Below are 17664 nucleotides of genomic sequence, written 5' to 3' on the forward strand. Positions count from 1 at the left end.
CTACCTCATCCTGAGGAGGTCACGAAGTGACCGTTTCGAAGGAGCCTCCAGAGAGCACTGGATCCTCCTTCGAGACGCAGCCTACGGCTGCTCCTCAGGATGAGGGCAGTGGAATTCAATCTCTGCTTTAACGCTCCGCCTTCGCCGTTAGCGCGAATACGCTCGCGATGCCGCCGACGCCGAGCATGAGCAGCAGGCTCACCGCGTTGATCGCCGGCGAGGCGCCCTCGCGCATCTGGCCGTACATGGCGATCGGCAGCGGCGCTTCGGAGCCGACGAGCATCAGCGTCGTGTTGAAGTTCTCGAACGACATCAGGAGCGCCACGAGCCCGGCGCCGATGAGCGCGGGGCTCAGGAAAGGCAGCGTCACCGTGCGCAGCACCCGCGCGCGGCTGGCGCCGAGATCGAAGGCTGCCTCCTCCAGCGAGCGGTCGAACTTCCGCAGGCGCGCGGCGATGATCAGCGTCGAAATCGTCAGGATGAAGGAGAGTTGGCCGAGCACCACGAGCGGCAGGCCGGGGCGTAAGATGTCGAGATCGGTCTGAAGCCAGTCCTCGAGCCCGTTCGCCACGCGCGAGAAGAAGGCGAGGATCGAGATGCCGAGCACCACGCCGGGGATGACGAGGGGCCAGAGCATCATCATGGCGAGAAAAGTCTTGCCGCGGAACTCCGCCCGCTCCAGCACCCAGGCGTTCACGGTGCCGATGAGAACGGCGAGCAACGCGACCGGGATCGCCACCTTGAAGCTGTTGCCGATGCTGGCGAGCCAGATCGGATCCGCCAGCACGCCGGGCTTGCCGAAAACGGCGCCGGTGCCCGTGAACCATTCGAGGGTGAAGCCGCGCCAGGGCGGCGACGGGAACTGGCTCGCGTTGAAGGCGAAGATCGCCACGACGAGAAGCGGCGCGAACAGGAAAAGATAGAACGCCGCGATGTAGAGCTTCCAGGTGAAGGACGGGCGGTTCATGGCGATCTCATGCCTGCTTCAAGGTGGTGCCGAGGCTCTGTCCGGTGAGGCGCAGGCCCAGCCACACGATGGCGGACGAAAGCAGCAGGAGCAGCATGCCGAAGGCCGCTCCCTGCGGCCAGTTGAAGCGCGTGATGAACTGGGCGTAGATCTGCTCGGTGAACCACAATCCGTTCTTGCCGCCCAACAGCACCGGGGTCGCGAAATTGCCGACGGTGAGCATGAAAACGATGATGCAGCCCGCAACGATGCCCGGCATGGCATGTGGGATCACGATGCGGCGCAGCACCGTCCAGCGCGAGCCGCCGAGATCGTATCCGGCCTCGACCACGGCAGGCTCCAGGCTCTCCAGCGCATTGGCGAGCGGCACGATCATGAACAGCAGGCCGCCATAGACGAGGCCGAGGATCACCGCGCCGTCATTGTAGAGAAGCTCGACCGGCTGGCTCGCAAGCCCGACCGCCCTCAGCGCGTAGGAGATGACGCCGGTCTCGCGCAGCAGGATCATCCAGCCGAGGGTGCGCACCAGTTCCGACACCCAGAACGGCAAAAGGCAGAGCAGCAGCAGCATCGCCTTCAGGCGTCCCTGCGCGACGCGGGCGATGTAGAGCGCGATCGGGAAGGCGAGCACGAGGGTGAGCGCCGTCACCAGGATCGACATGAAGGCGGTGCGCGCAAACGTGCGCCAATAGAGCGGCTCGGTGAAGAATTCGAGATAATTGCCGAAGCCGAACGCATAGACCCGCGGCGCCACCCGCTCGCTGAAGGAAAGGATCAGGATCTCCACATGCGGCAGCACGATGAGGAGCCCGAGCCACAGGAGCGCGGGCGCGAGCAGCAGGAAGAGCGTGAGGCTTTGCGCGGGTTTCGCGATCATGCGGCGAAAACCTTCATCGCATCGGCCGTCCAGCCCACATGGATCGGCGCGCCGACCTCGATGCCGGCGAGCGGGCCGGCCTGCGGCAGCACCGCGCGCACGGGCTCGGCGAAGCCCGCCGTATCGATCAGCAGGCTCGACGCGGCACCGTCGAAGAGCACGGCGGAGACGCGGCCTTCGAAGCGGTTCGGCAGGTTGGCGAGCGAGGATTGATCCTGCGCCAAGGCGACGGCTTCAGGCCGGACGAAGGCGAGCGCCTGCGCGGCACCGCTCCCCTGCCCCTGCACCACCGCTCCCGACGACAGCCGCACGGCGACGGCGCCGTTGGACGCGGAGGCGGCCTGTCCCTGCCAGCGATTCGTCTCGCCGACGAAGCTCGCGACGAAGGGCGTCGCCGGGCTGTGATAGAGCTCGCGCGGGCTTCCTACCTGCTCGAACCGGCCCTGATTCATCACGGCGATGCGATCCGACATGACCAGCGCTTCGGACTGATCGTGCGTGATATAGGCGAAGGTGGTGTTGAAGGTCCCCTGCAGCTGCTTCAGCTCGATCTTCATGTGCTCGCGCAGCTTCAGATCGAGCGCGCCGAGCGGCTCGTCGAGGAGCACGAGGGTGGGCTCCAGTACGAGGCAGCGGGCGATCGCGACGCGCTGCCGCTGCCCCCCGGACAAAGCCGTCACGCGCCTTTCGCCGAAACCTTTCAGGCCGACGCGCTCCAGCATGCGCCCCGCGCGCTCCTCGGCCTCGGCGCGGGAAACGCCGCGGCAGGTGAGCCCATAGGCCACGTTCTCGCCGACGCTCATCATGGGAAAGAGCGCGAGGCTCTGGAACACCATGTTGACGGGCCGCCTGTTGGCCGGAACGCCGATCATCGATTTAGACCGGATGCGGATGTCGCCGGAGGTCGGATGCTCGAATCCGGCGATCATGCGCATCAGGGTGGTCTTGCCGCAGCCGGAAGGGCCGAGGATCGAGAAGAACTCGCCCGGCGCGACGCTGAACGTCACATCGTCGACGGCCGCATGGGAGCCGAAGCGCTTCGTGACGTTGACGATGTCGAGATCGGTGGCGGTATGAGAGGAAGCTGCCATGACGCTACCACGCAAAAAGTCATCCCCCGGCGAGCCGGGGGATGATGATACAACACAATCGGCTTTTACGAACCGGCCTTCAGGCGGTCGAGGACCTTGCCCTCGATCTCCTCGAGGCCCGCCGGCACGGCCGGATACCACTTGATGTTGTCGATGGCGGCCTTCGGGAAGCTTTCGGCGAACTGGTCCTTCAGCTTGCCCTGCATGAGCTTGTCGGCGCCGTTGGAAGCCGTGAAGTTGCCGGCGGCGGCGGCGACCTTAGCGGCGATTTCCGGCCGCATGTTGAAGTTGATCCACTTGTAGGCGGCATCGTCGTTGCGGCCCTTGGCGGGGATCGCGAAGGTGTCGACCCAGCCGAGCGCACCGGACTTCGGCGCGATGAACTTCATGTCCGGGTTTTCGGCGTTGAGCTTCCAGCCACCCGTATCCCAGGCCATGGCGGCGACGATCTCACCGGAGCGTACGGCGTTGAGGAGCTGGTCCGAGCCTTCCCAGAAGAACTTAACGTTCTTCTTGCACTCGGCGAGCTTGGCGCCAACCTTGTCCATCAGAGCCGCATACGCCTTCGCATCGCCATAGGCGGCGAAGGGGTCCATGCCGTTGGCGAAGGCAAAGGCGATCAGCGCCGGGCGCTTGGCGCGGAAGCTGGCCTTGCCTGCGACCGCAGGACCGCAGAGGTCGTTGTAATCGGCGACGTTCGGCGCCGCCTTGGTGTTCACGACGAGGCCGTCCGTGCCCCAGATATGCGGAACGCCGTAGACCTTGCCGTCGGTGGTGGTGTTCTTCTTGGTCGCTTCGAGCATCGAGGCGATGAACTGGTCCGACTTGAGCTTGGACAGGTCGAGCGGCTTGTAGATGCCGAACTCGGCCTGCGGGCCGGCGATGCGGTCCTGGCTCGGCTGGGCGAGATCGAAGCCTGCGCCTTGCGTGGCGCGCAGCTTGGAGATCATCTCCTCGTTGTTCGAGGTGGTCACCTCGACCTCGATCCCGGTCTCCTTCGTGAATTCGGCGACCACGTCGGGCGGAGCATAGCCCGACCAGGTCAGGAGCCGCAGCTTCTCGGCGGCTTCAGCCGAGCCGACGACCATGAGAGCGGCGAGTGCCGTTGCCAGCTTCAGGCTGGCGCGTTTCGTCAACATCCTCATCCTCCATGTGGTTGGGCTTTTACCCATGTTCCCCAGTTGCAAAATTATATGACACTTGCACGACGCGCCAGAGGATTCGGAGCCGGCTCACGAATGACGTAACGGCTGACAGGACCTCCCCGCCCCGTTATGGATAGGCTCCCTTCCCGGAGCCGAGCCTTTTCATGCGTACCTTCTACCCCGAAATAGAACCCTACGATCACGGCATGCTCGATGTCGGGGACGGGCATCATGTCTATTGGGAATTGTGCGGCAACCCGGCCGGCAAACCCGTGGTTTTCCTTCACGGCGGCCCGGGCGGCGGCTGCACGCCGACTCAGCGCCGGCTGTTCGATCCGAAAAAATACCGCATCCTGCTCTTCGATCAGCGCGGCTGCGGCCGTTCCCGGCCCTATGCGAGTCTGGACGCCAACACCACCTGGCATCTCGTGGCCGATATCGAGCGCCTTCGCGAAATGATCGGTGTGGACAAGTGGATGGTGTTCGGCGGCTCCTGGGGCTCGACCCTGGCGCTAGCCTATGCGCAAGAGCATCCGGAGCGCGTGACCGAGCTCGTGCTGCGCGGCATCTTCACGTTACGTCGTTCTGAGCTGCTCTGGTACTACCAGGAGGGCGCCTCCTGGATCTTCCCCGACAAATGGGAGGGTTTCCTCGCCCCGATCCCGGAAGACGAGCGCGGCGACCTCATGGCGGCCTACCGCAAGCGTCTGATCGATCCCGACCCGGCTGTGCGGGCGAAAGCGGCGCGGGCCTGGAGCCTGTGGGAGGGCGAGACGATCACGCTGCTGCACAATCAGGAATACAGCGACCAGTTCGGCGACGAGCATTATGCCATCGCCTTCGCTCGCATCGAGAACCATTATTTCGTCAACGAGGGCTGGTTCGAGGAAGGGCAGCTCATCCGCAACGCCCATCGCCTCAAAGACATTCCCGGCGTGATCATCCAGGGCCGCTACGACATCGCCACCCCGCCGAAGACCGCCTGGGAACTGCACAGGGCCTGGCCCGAGGCGAAGTTCATCATGGTGCCGGATGCCGGCCACGCTGTGAGCGAACCCGGCATCACGCACCAGCTCATCGAGGCGACGGATTTTTTCGTGAGAGGGTGAGGTTGTTCGTCATCCAGGATCGGCTCACACTCCCAGTATCGCTGCCAGAACTCACCACGTCATGGCCGGGCTTGTCCCGGCCATCTCGATGCAGTGAGGCGCAGCGCTTTTCCAATCGGGATCACCGGCACTGATCCCCGGATCAAGTCCGGGGAGGTGATGACGTGAGAGGGTGTCATCACAGAGGCGCGAGCCGATCCAGTACGCTTGAAGGCGGAGCGCGACCAGCCCTCTCCCCCCTTGTGGGGGAGAGTTGGAGAGGGGGGTGCTGCGCAAGACTGGAACCAGCATGGCGCTCACCCCCCCCTCCCTAGCCCTCCCCCACAAGGAGGGAGGGGACCCGCAGCACACTCGTCAACCGATACCGGATCTCCGCTGCGCTTCGTCCGGGATGACGCCTGCAAAAACTACTCCGCCGTCCAGCCGCCATCCATCGACAGGTTGGCGCCCGTGATCTGGCTCGCCGCATCCGTGCAGAGAAACACCGCAAGCGCCGCCACCTGATCGACGGTCACGAACTGCTTGGTGGGCTGGGCCTCCAGAAGCACGTCGTGCATCACCTGCTCGCGGGTCATGTTGCGCGCCTTCATGGTGTCGGGAATCTGCTTCTCGACGAGAGGCGTCCAGACATAGCCCGGGCTGATGCAGTTCACCGTGACGCCGTGCGTCGCCACTTCGAGCGCCACGGTCTTGGTCAGGCCGGCGATGCCGTGCTTGGCAGCCACATAGGCCGACTTGAAGGGCGATGCGACGAGGGAATGGGCTGAGGCCGTGTTGATGATGCGGCCCCACTTGCGCGCCTTCATGCCCGACACCGCGGCGCGGGTCGCATGAAACGCGGATGAGAGGTTGATGGCGATGATCTGGTTCCACTTCTCGACCGGGAAGTCCTCGATCGGCGCAACGAACTGGATGCCTGCATTGTTGACGAGGATATCGACGCTGCCGAAAGTCGTCTCGCCGAGGCGCACCATCGCCTCGATCTCATCCGGCTTGGTCATGTCGGCCGGCGAGTAGATCGCCTTCACGCCGTATTCGCTCTCGATGCCGGCACGGATCTTCTCGATCTCGCCCGCATCGCCGAAGCCGTTGAGGACGACGTTGGCCCCTTCCTTTGCAAAAGCAAGGGCAATGGCATGGCCGATGCCGCTGGTCGAGCCGGTCACGACGGCCGTCTTGGATTTCAAAGTCATGATCTGATCCCCTAAAGCCTGGCCTCAGGCCCCCTCCCACGCTGCCATAGCACGAAGGGCGCCGCGAGGGTGAGCCTATCAAAAAGGACTAGGAATGGAGGGCCGCCATCCTCCGCCCTCACCTGCTTGCCGTGCATGGCGCAATGCGGCCCTCCCCGTTGCCCGATCTCCGGCAATATGAGATTTGGGGTTTGAGGCTGTTTCAAGAACGCCAACAGGTGCATGGTGCCGACACCGAAGATCCTTCCCTGCGGCGACAGCGCCGTGACCATCGAGTTCGGCGACCGGATCGATCCGGACGTCAACGGCATGGTGCTCGCGCTCGACGACATCATCCGGGCCCGCGCACCGGAGGGCCTGCTCGAGACGGTTCCCACCTATCGCTCGCTGACCGTCCAGTTCGATCCGGTGACAACCGATTACGACGCCCTGATCCGACTCGTGACCGAGGAGACGAAGGATCTGGCGCCGCGCAACGCCGTCGGAAGGCGCTGGCGCGTGCCGGTGGTCTATGGCGGCGATTTCGGAAGCGATCTCGATGAGGTGGCACAGACCCACGGGATGACGCCGAACCAGCTGATCGAGATCCATTCGTCAGCGATCTACCGCATCTACATGATCGGCTTCCTGCCGGGCTTCACCTATCTCGGCGGCCTCGACAAGCGGATCGCGACATCCCGCCGGGTCCAGCCCCGCGCAAAGATCCCGGCCGGGACGATCATGATCGGCGGGGAACAGGCCGGCATCGCGCCCATGGACATGCCGAGCGGCTGGCACAATCTCGGCCTGACGCCCGTTCGGCCCTATGCGCCCGAACGCGATCCGGTCTTCCTCTTCGCGGCCGGCGACGAGATCGTCTTCGAGCCCGTCGACGCCTCGCGCTGGGAGGCGCTGGAGAAGGCCGCACGCGCCGGCGAGCCGGTGGCCGAGGAGATGCGTCCATGACGGATCTTCTGGTAAAGTCCTGCGGGCCGATGACCACCCTGCAGGATCGCGGCCGCCTCGGCTTCCAGGGTTTTGGGGTTTCCCCTTCCGGCGCCATGGATCGGCGGGCGCTCGCCATGGCCAATGTGCTCGTCGGCAATGCGCCCGAGACGGCGGCCATCGAGTTCATGAATCTCGGCGGCTCGTTTACCTGCGAGGGTGGCGATCTTCACGTTGCGCTCGTCGGCGCGGGGGCTGCCATGAGCATCGACGGAACTCCGGTGCCGCCCCAGACCTCCGCGATTCTCAAGGAGGGACAGGTCCTCGATATCGGCCATCCGAGGACAGGCACCTTCGCCTATCTCGCCATTGACGGCGGCTTCGCGGTCGAGCCGCAGCTGGGAAGCCTCTCCTTCCATCTGCGCTCGCGTCTCGGCGGCCTCAACGGCGCCGCCCTGAAAGCGGGTGACCGCCTGCCGTGCCGAGGCTCGGGCGACGAGCGCGAGCCGATGCAGCTTGTCGTGCAGCCGCCGGAGGATGGCGGTGCAATCCGCGTCATGCTGGGGCCGCAGGACGATTACTTTCCATCGGAAACTATTTGCTTGTTCCTGGAAAGTGATTTTACCGTGAGCCCGCAGGCGGATCGGATGGGCTTCCAGCTCACCGGGCCGCGGCTTGAACATGCCAAGGGCTTCAACATCGTCTCCGACGGGATCGTCGACGGCCATATCCAGGTGCCGGGCAGCGGTCAGCCCATCGTGCTCATGCGCGACCGGCAGACGGCTGGCGGATATCCGAAGATCGCAACCGTGATCAGCGCCGACCTCGGCCGCTTCGCGCAGCTGCGTCCGGGCACGACCCTGCGCTTCAGGGCGGTGGAGCGGGCGGAGGCCCTGGCGGCGGCACGCGGTCTCAAGGATTGGCTCGCCGCCCTGCCCTCACAACTGACGCCGGTCCGCTTCAACCTCACGACCGAGCATCTTTTGAGCCGCAACCTGATCGGCGGTACCGTCGATGCGCTTGCTTCCGCGCCGCACGAATGAAAAAGGCGCCGCGGCGGCGGCGCCCTCCTTTGCTATCTCTTCTTCGTCTTGACGCCGCTGTCTTCGGCGCGGTCCGGTGCTCCCGCAGCCTTCGCCTCGCGGCGACGCGCATGCAGCACCCATTCGGTGTAGCCGTTGGGCTGTTCTGCGCCCTTGAAGATCAGGTCGCAGGCCGCAGCCCAGGCCGGGCCCTCGAATTTCGGCGCCATCGGACGATAGAGCGAATCACCCGCGTTCTGCCGATCCACGACCTCCGCCATCCGGCGCAGGGTCTGCATCACCTGATCGTCGGAGACGATGCCGTGGTGCAGCCAGTTGGCGAGATGCTGGCTTGAAATGCGCAAGGTGGCGCGGTCTTCCATCAGGCCGACATCGTGGATGTCCGGCACCTTGGAGCAGCCGACGCCCTGGTCGACCCAGCGCACCACGTAGCCGAGAATGCCCTGGCAGTTGTTGTCGAGCTCCTGCTGCACCGCATCCGGCGCCCAGTTCGACTGCGACACCGGAATGGTCAGGATGTCGGAGAGCTTCGCCCGCGGACGCTCCTTCAGCTCCTCCTGGCGGGCCGGCACGTTGACCTGATGGTAGTGCAGCGCATGCAGCGTCGCGGCGGTGGGCGACGGCACCCAGGCGGTGTTGGCGCCGGATTGCGGATGCCCGACCTTTTGGGCCAGCATGTCCGCCATCCTGTCGGGTGCCGCCCACATGCCCTTGCCGATCTGCGCCTTGCCGGGCAGGCCGCAGGCAAGGCCCGCATCCACGTTGTTGTCCTCGTAGGCCTTGATCCATGCGGTCGAGCGCATGTCGTTCTTGCGCACCATGGGGCCGGCTTCCATCGAGGTATGGATCTCGTCGCCGGTGCGGTCGAGAAAGCCCGTGTTGATGAACACGATGCGCTCGGAGGCCGCGCGGATGCAGGCCCTGAGATTGACCGAGGTGCGCCGCTCCTCGTCCATGATGCCCATCTTCAGCGTGTTGCGGGCAAGACCCAGCATGTCCTCGACGGCGCCGAAGAGATCGTTGGCGAAGGCGACCTCGTCAGGCCCGTGCATCTTCGGTTTGACGATATAGACCGAGCCGGCGCGGCTGTTGCGCAGCGGGCCCTGGCCCTTGAGGTCGTGGATGGCGATCAGCGAGGTGATGGCGGCGTCGAGAATGGTCTCGGGGATCTCCTTGCCTCCTTCGTCGAGCACCGCGTCGGTGAACATGTGGTGGCCCACATTGCGCACCAGCATGAGGCTGCGTCCGTGAAGCCGCAGCTCGCCGCCGTTCGGCATGGTGTAGACCCGGTCAGGGTTGAGGCGGCGCTCGACGGTCCTGCCGCCCTTCTCGAAGCTCTCGGTCAGATCGCCCTTCATGAGCCCGAGCCAGGTGCGGTAGATCTGGACCTTGTCCTCGGCATCCACCGCCGCGACGGAATCCTCCAGGTCCATGATGGTCGAGACGGCCGATTCCAGCACCAGATCGGCGATGCCGGCGAGATCCTCGGCGCCGATCGGGTGCGAGCGGTCGATGCGGATGTCGAGATGCAGGTTGTTGTGGCGCAGCAGCACGGAGGACGGATTTGCCGCATCGCCCTGATAGCCGACGAAGCGCGCCGGATCGGTAAGGCCGGTCTCGGTGCCGTCGCGAAGCGTGACGACGAGCGTGCCGCCCTGGACGGCGTAAGACGTCGCATCGTCGTGGCTGCCGCCCGCGAGCGGCGCGGCCTCGTCGAGCACGGCGCGGGCATGCTCGACCACCTTGGCCCCGCGGGCCTTGTTGTAGCCGCCCGAGCGGGTGGCGCCGTCCTCCTCGGGGATGGCGTCGGTGCCGTAGAGGGCATCATAGAGGCTGCCCCAGCGGGCATTGGCGGCGTTCAGCGCATAGCGGGCATTCGATACCGGCACCACGAGCTGCGGACCGGCGATGCGGGCGATCTCGTCGTCCACATGCTGCGTCTGGATCGCAAAATCCTCCGGCTCGGGCAGCACGTAGCCGATCTCGCGCAGGAACTGCTCGTATCCAGGCTGGTCGAAGGCCTGGCCCTTCCGGCTGCGGTGATATTCATCGATCTGAGCCTGGATCTTGTCGCGAACGGCAAGCAGCTCGCGGTCGCGCGGGGCGAAATCCTTCACCAGCCCGGCCAGCCCCTCCCAGAAGGCCGCGCTCGATACCCCCGCGCCGGCGATCGCCTCCCGCTCGATGAAATCGTGAAGAACCGGTGCAACCTGGAGGCCGTTCGTCTGGACGCGCGTCATCGTTCCCGCTTTCGGTGGCTATAGGGCTTTGCCTTAGCTTAAGGCGCTGCGACTAAAAATGAAGATCGGCCGGCTTTCCAGGAGAAAATGGGCGAAGGACCGGCCAAGCCCCTGCGATTAAGAACAATGTCGCGTTTCCCGGGCAGGCTCGGGCAACAAAAAAGCCGCCTGAAGCGGCGGCTGTTTTTGCGGGATTTGGTGGAGCCAGGCGGGATCGAACCGCCGACCTCTTGCATGCCATGCAAGCGCTCTCCCAGCTGAGCTATGGCCCCATTCGCGCCGCGGTGTTTGGGGCACCGCGGTGGTTTCTGCCGAAGCAGAGGCGTCTCTATAGTCGCCTCTTTTGCGAGGTTCAAGCCTCTTCGTCGTCTTCCAGATCGCTGTCGATCAGATCCGACACGTCGTCATCGCCTTCTTCCTCGTCCTCGAGGAAGGTGTCGTCATCGGCCACGTCGTCGCCCACGTCGATATCGTCGTCGGTCGGAACATCCTTCTCGTTCTCACCGGCCTCGACCTCGTCGAGAGACACCATCTCCGGCCCGGTCGATTCGAGATCGGTCTCGTCGTCGTCGGTGGAGGCGGCGGCTGCGCGGGCAGCCACAGGCGCTGCGACGCGGCTCATGGCCACGGCCTGGAAGACGGTGCCGCATTTCGGGCAGACCGCCGGGTCCTTGTTGAGATCGTAGAATTTTGCGCCGCAGCTCATGCACTGGCGCTTCAAGCCGAGTTCCGGTTTGGCCACGGGTGATTGCCTTTGGAAGTGAATGGTTGGGAAGGCTCCGTTAGTCGTGAGGGCATGCCTTGTCAAATAGGAAATTGCAAGAGAGGTTCGCCCCCCTGCCAGCTTGCGCGTGACGGCGGTAAAAGCGCGTGTTAGGAGCGCGCCCGGACAAGAAGCCGCCAAGGAACCCGAGCAAGGAACCCCGAAATGTCGCACGCGCACGGAACTCCGTCCCCGGTCTCCAGCAGGTCTGGAACAGCCCTGAAGGGGCGCATCCGCGTTCCGGGCGACAAGTCGATCTCCCACCGTTCCATGATCTTCGGGCTGCTCTCCATCGGCGAAACCCGGGTCGAGGGCCTGCTGGAGGGCGACGACGTGCTGCGCACGGCCGAGGCCTGCCGGGCGCTCGGCGCCACCATCACCCGCGAGGCCCCCGGCCGCTGGCGCATCGCCGGTGTGGGCATCGGCGGCCTAAGCGAGCCCAAGGACATTCTCGATTTCGGCAATGCGGGCACCGGCTCGCGCCTCATGATGGGCGTCGCCGGCAGCCATCCGATCACCTCGACCTTCGACGGCGACGCTTCCTTGCGCAAGCGCCCCATGCGCCGGATCCTCGACCCGCTCGTCCAAATGGGCGTGATCGTGATCAGCGAGGCCGAGGGCGGCCGGGTGCCGCTGACCCTGCGCGGCCCGAAAGAGACGCTCCCGATCACCTACGAGACGCCGGCCGCCTCGGCCCAGATCAAGTCGGCGGTCCTGCTCGCCGGCCTCAACTCGCCGGGCAAGACCACCGTGATCGAGCGCGAGGCGACCCGAGACCATACGGAGCGGATGCTGCGCCATTTCGGCGCCAGCGTCGACGTCGCCCCCCACGGCGCCGATGGCCGTGCCATCACCCTGCAGGGCCAGCCGGAGCTGCGCGGCACCGATATCGTCGTGCCGACCGACCCCTCCTCCGCCGCCTTCCCGCTGGTGGCGGCCCTGATCACCCCCGGCTCGGACGTGGTGATCGAGGGCGTGATGATGAACCCTCTGCGCACGGGCCTGATCACCACGCTGATCGAGATGGGCGCTTCCATCGAGCGCCTCAACGAACGGGACGAGGGCGGCGAGACGGTCGCGGACCTGCGCGTCCGCCACAGCAGGCTCTCCGGCGTCACGGTTCCCCATGCCCGGGCACCCTCCATGATCGACGAGTATCCGATCCTGGCGGTTGCGGCCTCCTTCGCTCAAGGCACGACCCGGATGCAGGGCCTGCATGAGCTGCGCGTCAAGGAATCCGACCGCCTCGCCGCCGTCGCGGCGGGTCTCGCGGAAGCAGGCGTCGAGCACGAGATCGAAGGCGACGACCTTCTCGTGCATGGCTCGAACGGCAAGGTCCGCGGAGGCGGCAGGCCAGTGGCGACCCATCTCGACCACCGCATCGCCATGGCGTTCCTGGTCATGGGCCTGGCCACGGCCGAGCCGATGACGGTCGACGACGGCGCCATGATCGTGACGAGCTTCCCCTCCTTCATTCCGCTCATGCGCGAGCTCGGCGCCGCGATCCAGGATTGAGCCTGACATGATCATCGCCATCGACGGCCCCGCCGCCTCGGGCAAGGGGACCCTGGGCAAGCGCCTCGCCGAGCATTACGGCTTCGCCCATCTCGATACCGGCCTGCTTTACCGGGCCGTTGCCCGCGTGCTCATGGACCGGGACGTCCCGCTCACCGACCGGGACGTCGCGGCTGAAGTGGCGCGGAATCTCGACGTCAGCCACCTGGAGGACGATTCGCGCCTCCGGGGTGCCGCCATGGGCGAGGCCGCATCGGTGGTCTCGGCCTATCAGCCCGTCCGGGACGCGCTTCTCGCCTTTCAGCGCCAGTTCGCCGCACAGGAGCCGGGTGCCGTTCTCGACGGACGGGATATCGGGACGGTGGTCTGCCCTGACGCGGAAGTGAAGCTCTTCATCACCGCAGCCCCCGAGGAGCGGGCCCGGCGCCGGCATCGGGAGCTGCTGAGCCGGGGCGAGCGGCCGGAATACGAGACCATCCTCGTGGATATCCGCCGCCGCGACGAACGAGACATGAACCGGAGCACGGCCCCTCTGAAAGCCGCCGCTGACGCTATCACCCTCGACACCACGCACCTGGACGCCGACGGCGCCTTCCGCGCCGCGGTCGATCTTGTGGAGAGCAGGCGCCCCTAAGTCCTGAGGGTTCGCGCCGAACGGTGCAGAACCCGAGAAATTGGGGCATCGGAGGCGATCCCAAAAGTCGATTCCACTTTTGGGTCCGATGCTCTAGTTTCAGAAGCTGGCACACTTCGAAGACCAATCCGGCTCCCGCCAAGGAGATTCCGATGGTTCGTTCCGGCTTCATTCGTTTTGCCGCAGGACTGGCCTGTCTGTGGGCGCTGATGGTCGTACCGGCCTATGCCCAGGCCCCGGTCGAGACGGAGGTCGATCTCGCCCTTGTCCTGGCCGTCGACATCTCCTTTTCCATGGACACGGACGAGCAGGCCCTTCAGCGGGAGGGTTTCGCGCAGGCCTTCCGCTCCAAGCTGGTCCACGACGCCATCCGCGGCGGCATGCTGGGAAAGATCGCCGTGACCTACATGGAATGGGCCGGATCACCCGACCAGAAGGTGATCGTCCCCTGGACCGTCCTCGACAATTCCGAAAGCCTGATGGCCTTCGCGGACAAGATCTCCTCGACCCCCTTGCGCCGCGCACAGCGGACCTCGATTTCCAGCGCCATCGATTTCAGCGTGAAACTCCTGGATGAGAGCGGCGTCAGCGCGACCCGGCGGGTGATCGACGTATCGGGAGACGGCCCCAACAACCAAGGCAGGCTCGTGATCGAAGCCCGCGATGCCGCGATCGCGAAGGGCATCACCATCAACGGGCTGCCGATCATGCTGCGCCAGCCTGGCTATCTCGACATCCCGGACCTCGACATCTATTACAAGGAATGCGTGATAGGCGGCCAAGGCTCGTTCACCGTTCCGGTTCGGGAACGCGATCAGTTCATCGAGGCCATCAAGACCAAGATCCTGCTCGAAGTTGCCAACCTGATGCCCGCGCAGCCGCTGATCCGCAGAATCCAATCCCCTCCGCGCACCAACTGCATGGCCGGCGAAATGCAGTGGCGTGACCGCTGGAGCAATTGAGCTTTTTTCGATGAAGCAGATGACGTTGGCGCTCGTGGCCCACGACGCCAAGAAGGACGACATGGCCGCTTTCGCGGCGAGGTATGAAAACGACCTGCGCCCCTTCACGCTCTTCGCCACTGGCACAACCGGCGGACGGGTGATGGAACGCTGCCCCTCGCTCTCCGTGACGCGCCTGAAAAGCGGCCCGCTCGGCGGCGATCAGCAGATCGGCGCGATGATCGCGGAGGGCAAGATCGACGCCCTGTTCTTCTTCGTCGACCCGCTCTCGCCGCATCCGCACGACGTCGACGTGAAGGCGCTGATGCGCCTCGCCCTCGTCTACAACATCCATATGGCGCTCAATCCCGCGACGGCGGAAAGGCTGATCGAGTCGTTTCGGGAGTAGCGCCCCCAACTTCACCTTCAACCTCATCCTGAGGAGGTCGCAAAGCGACCGTCTCGAAGGAGGATCCAGAGCGCGCTGGAGACGCCTCGCCCTTCGAGACGCGAGCAAGCTCGCTGCTCGGGATCAGGCTGTGTTTTATCGTTTGCCTCTCACGTCCCACGCGGCTTCGCGCGCCGCGTCGGCGGGGCGGTCAGCGGGTCCTCGGGCCAGGGGTGCTTGGGATATTGCCCGCGCATATCCGCCCGCACCGCCGCCCAGGAACCGCGCCAGAAGCCCGGCAGGTCGCGGGTGATCTGGATCGGGCGCTGCGCCGGCGAAAGCAGATGCAGGATCAGGGGTACGCGTCCGGCGGCGATGGTCGGGTGCTTGTCGAGCCCGAAGAGCTCCTGCACCCGCACGGCGAGGACGGGCCCTTCCTCCGCGCCGTAATCGACCGGGATCTGCGATCCGGTCGGCACTTCGACATGGGTCGGCGCCTCCGCATCGAGCCGGCGCTGCAGGTTCCAGGGCAGAAGGCCGCGCAGCGCCTCGCTCAACAGATCAGGGCCGATGTCGTTCAACCCGCTCTTTCCGACGAGATGCGGCGCCAGCCACTCGCCGGCCGTCCGGTTCAAGGCTTCATCCGACAGGTCCGGCCATTCCTCGCCCTCGGCCTGGCGCAGAAACATCACGCGCTCGCGCCACTGCGCCAAGGCCTTCGACCCTGGCAGGGCTTCGAGCCCCAGCGAGACGAGACCTTCGGCAAGCGCCTGCGCCGCCTCCTCTGTTGCTGGCACTTTCAGCGGGCGTTCGTTCAGGGCGAGCGCTCCGAGGCGCCTGACACCGCGGGCTCTTAAGGCCCGCGCCTGCCGGTCGAAGGCGATTTCGTCGCGCTGTTCGATGACTTCGGCGAACAGCGCCTCGATCTCTTCGGCTGAGATGGCGGCGGCGGCCAGAATGCGCGCAGACGCCGCGCCGCCCGCGATTTCGGCGATGGCCAGATAAGGCTCCTTCGCCAGTCGTTCATGCGCTTCGAGCGAGGCGCCGCGCCCGTTGGCCATGAGATAGTCGCCCGTCTTGCCGCGCGCCTTGGCGAGGCGGTCGGGATAGGCGAGTGTCAGCAGCGCGCCAACGGAGCGCGGCTCGCCCTTCGACAAACCGTTGCTGCCCCTGGCCCAGCCCTCCGCCATGCGCCGCATGTCCTGTGCCCTGCCCGACCGATCGCGGCGGAAGCGCTCGACCCGGTCGGCGAGATCCACCGTATCGCCGCCGAGACCGCGCTCGACGAGAACGGCGGCCACATCCGCCGCGTCGCGGGCCTGCCCGCTCTCGCCGGCCTGCAGCACCATCCGCGCGAGCCGCGGCGGCAGCGGCAAGTCGCGCAGGCGGCGTCCCCGATCCGTGATGCGCCCCCCATCGTCGAGCCCGCCGAGCTGCTGCAGCAGCGCTCTCGCCTCCTTCAGGGCAGGTGCCGGCGGCGGATCGAGGAAGGCGAGCGAGGTCGGATCGCCGACGCCCCACGCGGCGCAATCGAGCAGGAGGGGTGCGAGGTCGGCGGAGAGAATTTCCGGGCGGGCGAAGGGTTCGAGTGCGCCGGTCGCGGCCTCCTCCCAGAGCCGGTAGCAAACGCCCGGCTCCGTGCGCCCGGCACGTCCCCGGCGCTGATCGGCGGCAGCGCGCGAGACGCGCACCGTCTCGAGCCGCGTGAGGCCGATATTGGGCTCGAAGACCGGCACGCGGGAGAGGCCGGAATCGATGACGACGCGCACGCCCTCGATGGTGAGCGAGGTCTCGGCGATGGAGGTGGCGAGCACCACCTTGCGCCGCCCGGGCTTCGCCGGGCTCACGGCAAGATCCTGCTCGCCGCGCTCCAGTGCACCATAGAGCGGCGCGATGTCGACGGTCGCATCGGCGATGCGCTCGCGCAAAAGCGTCTCGACCCGGCGGATCTCTACCTGCCCCGGCAGGAACACCAGCATGGAGCCGCCTTCCGCTCTCAGCGCTCGCGTGACCGCATCCGCCACCTGCTCGTCGATGCGCCGGTTGGGATCGCGCCCCACATAACGCGTCTCGACCGGATAGGCGCGGCCTTCGGATTCGATCACGGGCGCCTCGCCGAGCAGCCTCGCGACCCGCGCGCCGTCGAGGGTCGCGGACATGACGAGGAGGCGCAGATCCTCGCGCAGGCCGCCTTGCGCATCGAGGGCGAGGGCAAGGCCGAGATCGGCATCGAGGGAGCGCTCGTGGAACTCGTCGAAGAGCACTGCGGCGACGCCCTCGAGCGACGGATCGTCGAGGATCATGCGGGCGAAGACGCCCTCGGTCACGACCTCGATGCGGGTCTTGCGGCTGATCTTGGAGCCGAGGCGCACCCGCAGGCCGACCGTCTCGCCAACCGCCTCGCCCAGGGTCTGCGCCATGCGCGCCGCTGCGGCGCGGGCTGCCAGCCGCCGGGGCTCCAGCACGATGATCTTGGCCCCTTCCGCCCAGGGCTCGTCGAGCAGGACCAGCGGCACCCGCGTGGTCTTGCCGGCGCCGGGCGGCGCCACGAGCACCGCATTCGGCTGCGCACGCAGGCTCGCCGTCAGGTCGTCGAGGACGGCATCGATGGGGAGGGGGCTGTCGAAGGCACGCATGCCGCGTGATGGCGCAAGCGGGCCGGCAGGGCAAGTGTGCTCACTTGTCATTCCCGGCCGGAGCGTCAGCGAAGGGGAAGGGAATCCATCGTGGCGCGCCTGTGAGTGGATCCCCTTCCCGGCCTTAAGGCCGCCGGGGATGACACCCTCCGCCGTCATGGCCGGACTTGGTCCGGCCACCCACGCCTTTGCAGCGGT

General features: G+C 66.1%; 15 protein-coding genes and 1 tRNA gene. 7 read left to right on the plus strand and 9 right to left on the minus strand.

Annotated features, from left to right (window positions below):
• Positions 1-127: 127 nt before the first annotated feature.
• The 4 genes from JKL46_RS11930 to JKL46_RS11945 form a co-directional block, all read right to left on the minus strand.
• Positions 128-967: an ABC transporter permease gene (locus JKL46_RS11930; protein WP_201833052.1), complete on the minus strand. Its 840-nt coding sequence runs from the start codon at positions 965-967 to the stop codon at positions 128-130.
• A 7-nt stretch (positions 968-974) separates the two neighbouring features.
• The gene (locus tag JKL46_RS11935; RefSeq protein WP_201833054.1) at positions 975-1844 is read right to left on the minus strand and encodes an ABC transporter permease; all 870 of its coding nucleotides are present in this window, start codon (positions 1842-1844) and stop codon (positions 975-977) included.
• On the minus strand, positions 1841-2935 hold the full coding sequence (locus JKL46_RS11940) for an ABC transporter ATP-binding protein (RefSeq protein ID WP_201833056.1): 1095 nt from the start codon (positions 2933-2935) through the stop codon (positions 1841-1843). Before JKL46_RS11940 ends, JKL46_RS11935 begins: the two co-directional genes overlap by 4 nt.
• Before the next feature lie 65 nt (positions 2936-3000).
• Positions 3001-4074, minus strand: a complete 1074-nt coding sequence (locus tag JKL46_RS11945) for an extracellular solute-binding protein (RefSeq protein WP_201833058.1) — start codon at positions 4072-4074, stop codon at positions 3001-3003.
• Between the two features lie 170 nt (positions 4075-4244).
• On the opposite strand from JKL46_RS11945, the gene pip reads away from it, so the two are divergent.
• Complete coding sequence (gene pip, locus JKL46_RS11950; protein WP_201833060.1) at positions 4245-5189, plus strand: prolyl aminopeptidase; 945 nt, start codon at positions 4245-4247, stop codon at positions 5187-5189.
• Between the two features lie 407 nt (positions 5190-5596).
• Here the strand turns inward: pip and JKL46_RS11955 are convergent, their stop codons facing one another.
• A complete protein-coding gene (locus JKL46_RS11955) occupies positions 5597-6382 on the minus strand; it encodes a 3-hydroxybutyrate dehydrogenase (protein ID WP_201833061.1) in 786 nt (261 codons plus the stop codon).
• A 222-nt stretch (positions 6383-6604) separates the two neighbouring features.
• Between JKL46_RS11955 and pxpB the strand changes: the two genes are divergently transcribed.
• Both pxpB and JKL46_RS11965 read left to right on the plus strand, forming a co-directional pair.
• Positions 6605-7327 (plus strand): 5-oxoprolinase subunit PxpB, encoded by a 723-nt coding sequence (gene pxpB, locus JKL46_RS11960; protein ID WP_201833062.1) that lies wholly within the window; start codon positions 6605-6607, stop codon positions 7325-7327.
• Positions 7324-8349, plus strand: coding sequence for a 5-oxoprolinase subunit C family protein (locus JKL46_RS11965; RefSeq protein WP_201833063.1), 1026 nt, complete (start codon positions 7324-7326; stop codon positions 8347-8349). Before pxpB ends, JKL46_RS11965 begins: the two co-directional genes overlap by 4 nt.
• A gap of 32 nt (positions 8350-8381) precedes the next feature.
• Here JKL46_RS11965 and JKL46_RS11970 read toward each other — a convergent pair whose 3' ends face one another.
• The 3 genes from JKL46_RS11970 to JKL46_RS11980 form a co-directional block, all read right to left on the minus strand.
• Positions 8382-10589: a malate synthase G gene (locus JKL46_RS11970; protein WP_201833064.1), complete on the minus strand. Its 2208-nt coding sequence runs from the start codon at positions 10587-10589 to the stop codon at positions 8382-8384.
• A 196-nt stretch (positions 10590-10785) separates the two neighbouring features.
• Positions 10786-10861 (minus strand) — tRNA-Ala (locus JKL46_RS11975).
• An 80-nt stretch (positions 10862-10941) separates the two neighbouring features.
• Positions 10942-11331, minus strand: coding sequence for a TIGR02300 family protein (locus JKL46_RS11980; protein WP_201833065.1), 390 nt, complete (start codon positions 11329-11331; stop codon positions 10942-10944).
• A gap of 186 nt (positions 11332-11517) precedes the next feature.
• Between JKL46_RS11980 and aroA the strand changes: the two genes are divergently transcribed.
• The 4 genes from aroA to JKL46_RS12000 all read left to right on the plus strand — a co-directional run bounded on the left by aroA (position 11518) and on the right by JKL46_RS12000 (position 14851).
• Positions 11518-12867: a 3-phosphoshikimate 1-carboxyvinyltransferase gene (aroA, locus tag JKL46_RS11985; RefSeq protein WP_201833066.1), complete on the plus strand. Its 1350-nt coding sequence runs from the start codon at positions 11518-11520 to the stop codon at positions 12865-12867.
• A gap of 7 nt (positions 12868-12874) precedes the next feature.
• The gene (gene cmk, locus JKL46_RS11990; RefSeq protein ID WP_201833067.1) at positions 12875-13501 is read left to right on the plus strand and encodes a (d)CMP kinase; all 627 of its coding nucleotides are present in this window, start codon (positions 12875-12877) and stop codon (positions 13499-13501) included.
• A gap of 152 nt (positions 13502-13653) precedes the next feature.
• Complete coding sequence (locus JKL46_RS11995; protein WP_201833068.1) at positions 13654-14463, plus strand: DUF1194 domain-containing protein; 810 nt, start codon at positions 13654-13656, stop codon at positions 14461-14463.
• A 10-nt stretch (positions 14464-14473) separates the two neighbouring features.
• The gene (locus JKL46_RS12000; protein ID WP_201833069.1) at positions 14474-14851 is read left to right on the plus strand and encodes a methylglyoxal synthase; all 378 of its coding nucleotides are present in this window, start codon (positions 14474-14476) and stop codon (positions 14849-14851) included.
• 149 nt (positions 14852-15000) lie between these two features.
• Here the strand turns inward: JKL46_RS12000 and hrpB are convergent, their stop codons facing one another.
• Positions 15001-17466 carry an ATP-dependent helicase HrpB gene (gene hrpB / locus JKL46_RS12005; protein ID WP_201833070.1) on the minus strand — a complete coding sequence of 822 codons (2466 nt, stop codon included), beginning with the start codon at positions 17464-17466 and terminating at the stop codon, positions 15001-15003.
• Between the last annotated feature and the right edge of the window lie 198 nt (positions 17467-17664).

It is taken from the genome of Microvirga zambiensis WSM3693, assembly GCF_016735695.1.
Taxonomy (GTDB): domain Bacteria; phylum Pseudomonadota; class Alphaproteobacteria; order Rhizobiales; family Beijerinckiaceae; genus Microvirga; species Microvirga zambiensis.

Coding starts and splice junctions, on each gene's coding strand:
- JKL46_RS11940 (WP_201833056.1), bottom strand. CDS start 2,935: ATGGCAGCTTCCTCTCATACCGCCACCGATCTCGACATCGTCAACGTC.
- cmk (WP_201833067.1), top strand. CDS start 12,875: ATGATCATCGCCATCGACGGCCCCGCCGCCTCGGGCAAGGGGACCCTG.
- aroA (WP_201833066.1), top strand. CDS start 11,518: ATGTCGCACGCGCACGGAACTCCGTCCCCGGTCTCCAGCAGGTCTGGA.
- JKL46_RS11945 (WP_201833058.1), bottom strand. CDS start 4,074: ATGTTGACGAAACGCGCCAGCCTGAAGCTGGCAACGGCACTCGCCGCT.
- pxpB (WP_201833062.1), top strand. CDS start 6,605: ATGGTGCCGACACCGAAGATCCTTCCCTGCGGCGACAGCGCCGTGACC.
- JKL46_RS11955 (WP_201833061.1), bottom strand. CDS start 6,382: ATGACTTTGAAATCCAAGACGGCCGTCGTGACCGGCTCGACCAGCGGC.
- JKL46_RS11930 (WP_201833052.1), bottom strand. CDS start 967: ATGAACCGCCCGTCCTTCACCTGGAAGCTCTACATCGCGGCGTTCTAT.
- JKL46_RS11965 (WP_201833063.1), top strand. CDS start 7,324: ATGACGGATCTTCTGGTAAAGTCCTGCGGGCCGATGACCACCCTGCAG.
- JKL46_RS11970 (WP_201833064.1), bottom strand. CDS start 10,589: ATGACGCGCGTCCAGACGAACGGCCTCCAGGTTGCACCGGTTCTTCAC.
- pip (WP_201833060.1), top strand. CDS start 4,245: ATGCGTACCTTCTACCCCGAAATAGAACCCTACGATCACGGCATGCTC.
- JKL46_RS11995 (WP_201833068.1), top strand. CDS start 13,654: ATGGTTCGTTCCGGCTTCATTCGTTTTGCCGCAGGACTGGCCTGTCTG.
- hrpB (WP_201833070.1), bottom strand. CDS start 17,466: ATGCGTGCCTTCGACAGCCCCCTCCCCATCGATGCCGTCCTCGACGAC.
- JKL46_RS11935 (WP_201833054.1), bottom strand. CDS start 1,844: ATGATCGCGAAACCCGCGCAAAGCCTCACGCTCTTCCTGCTGCTCGCG.
- JKL46_RS12000 (WP_201833069.1), top strand. CDS start 14,474: ATGAAGCAGATGACGTTGGCGCTCGTGGCCCACGACGCCAAGAAGGAC.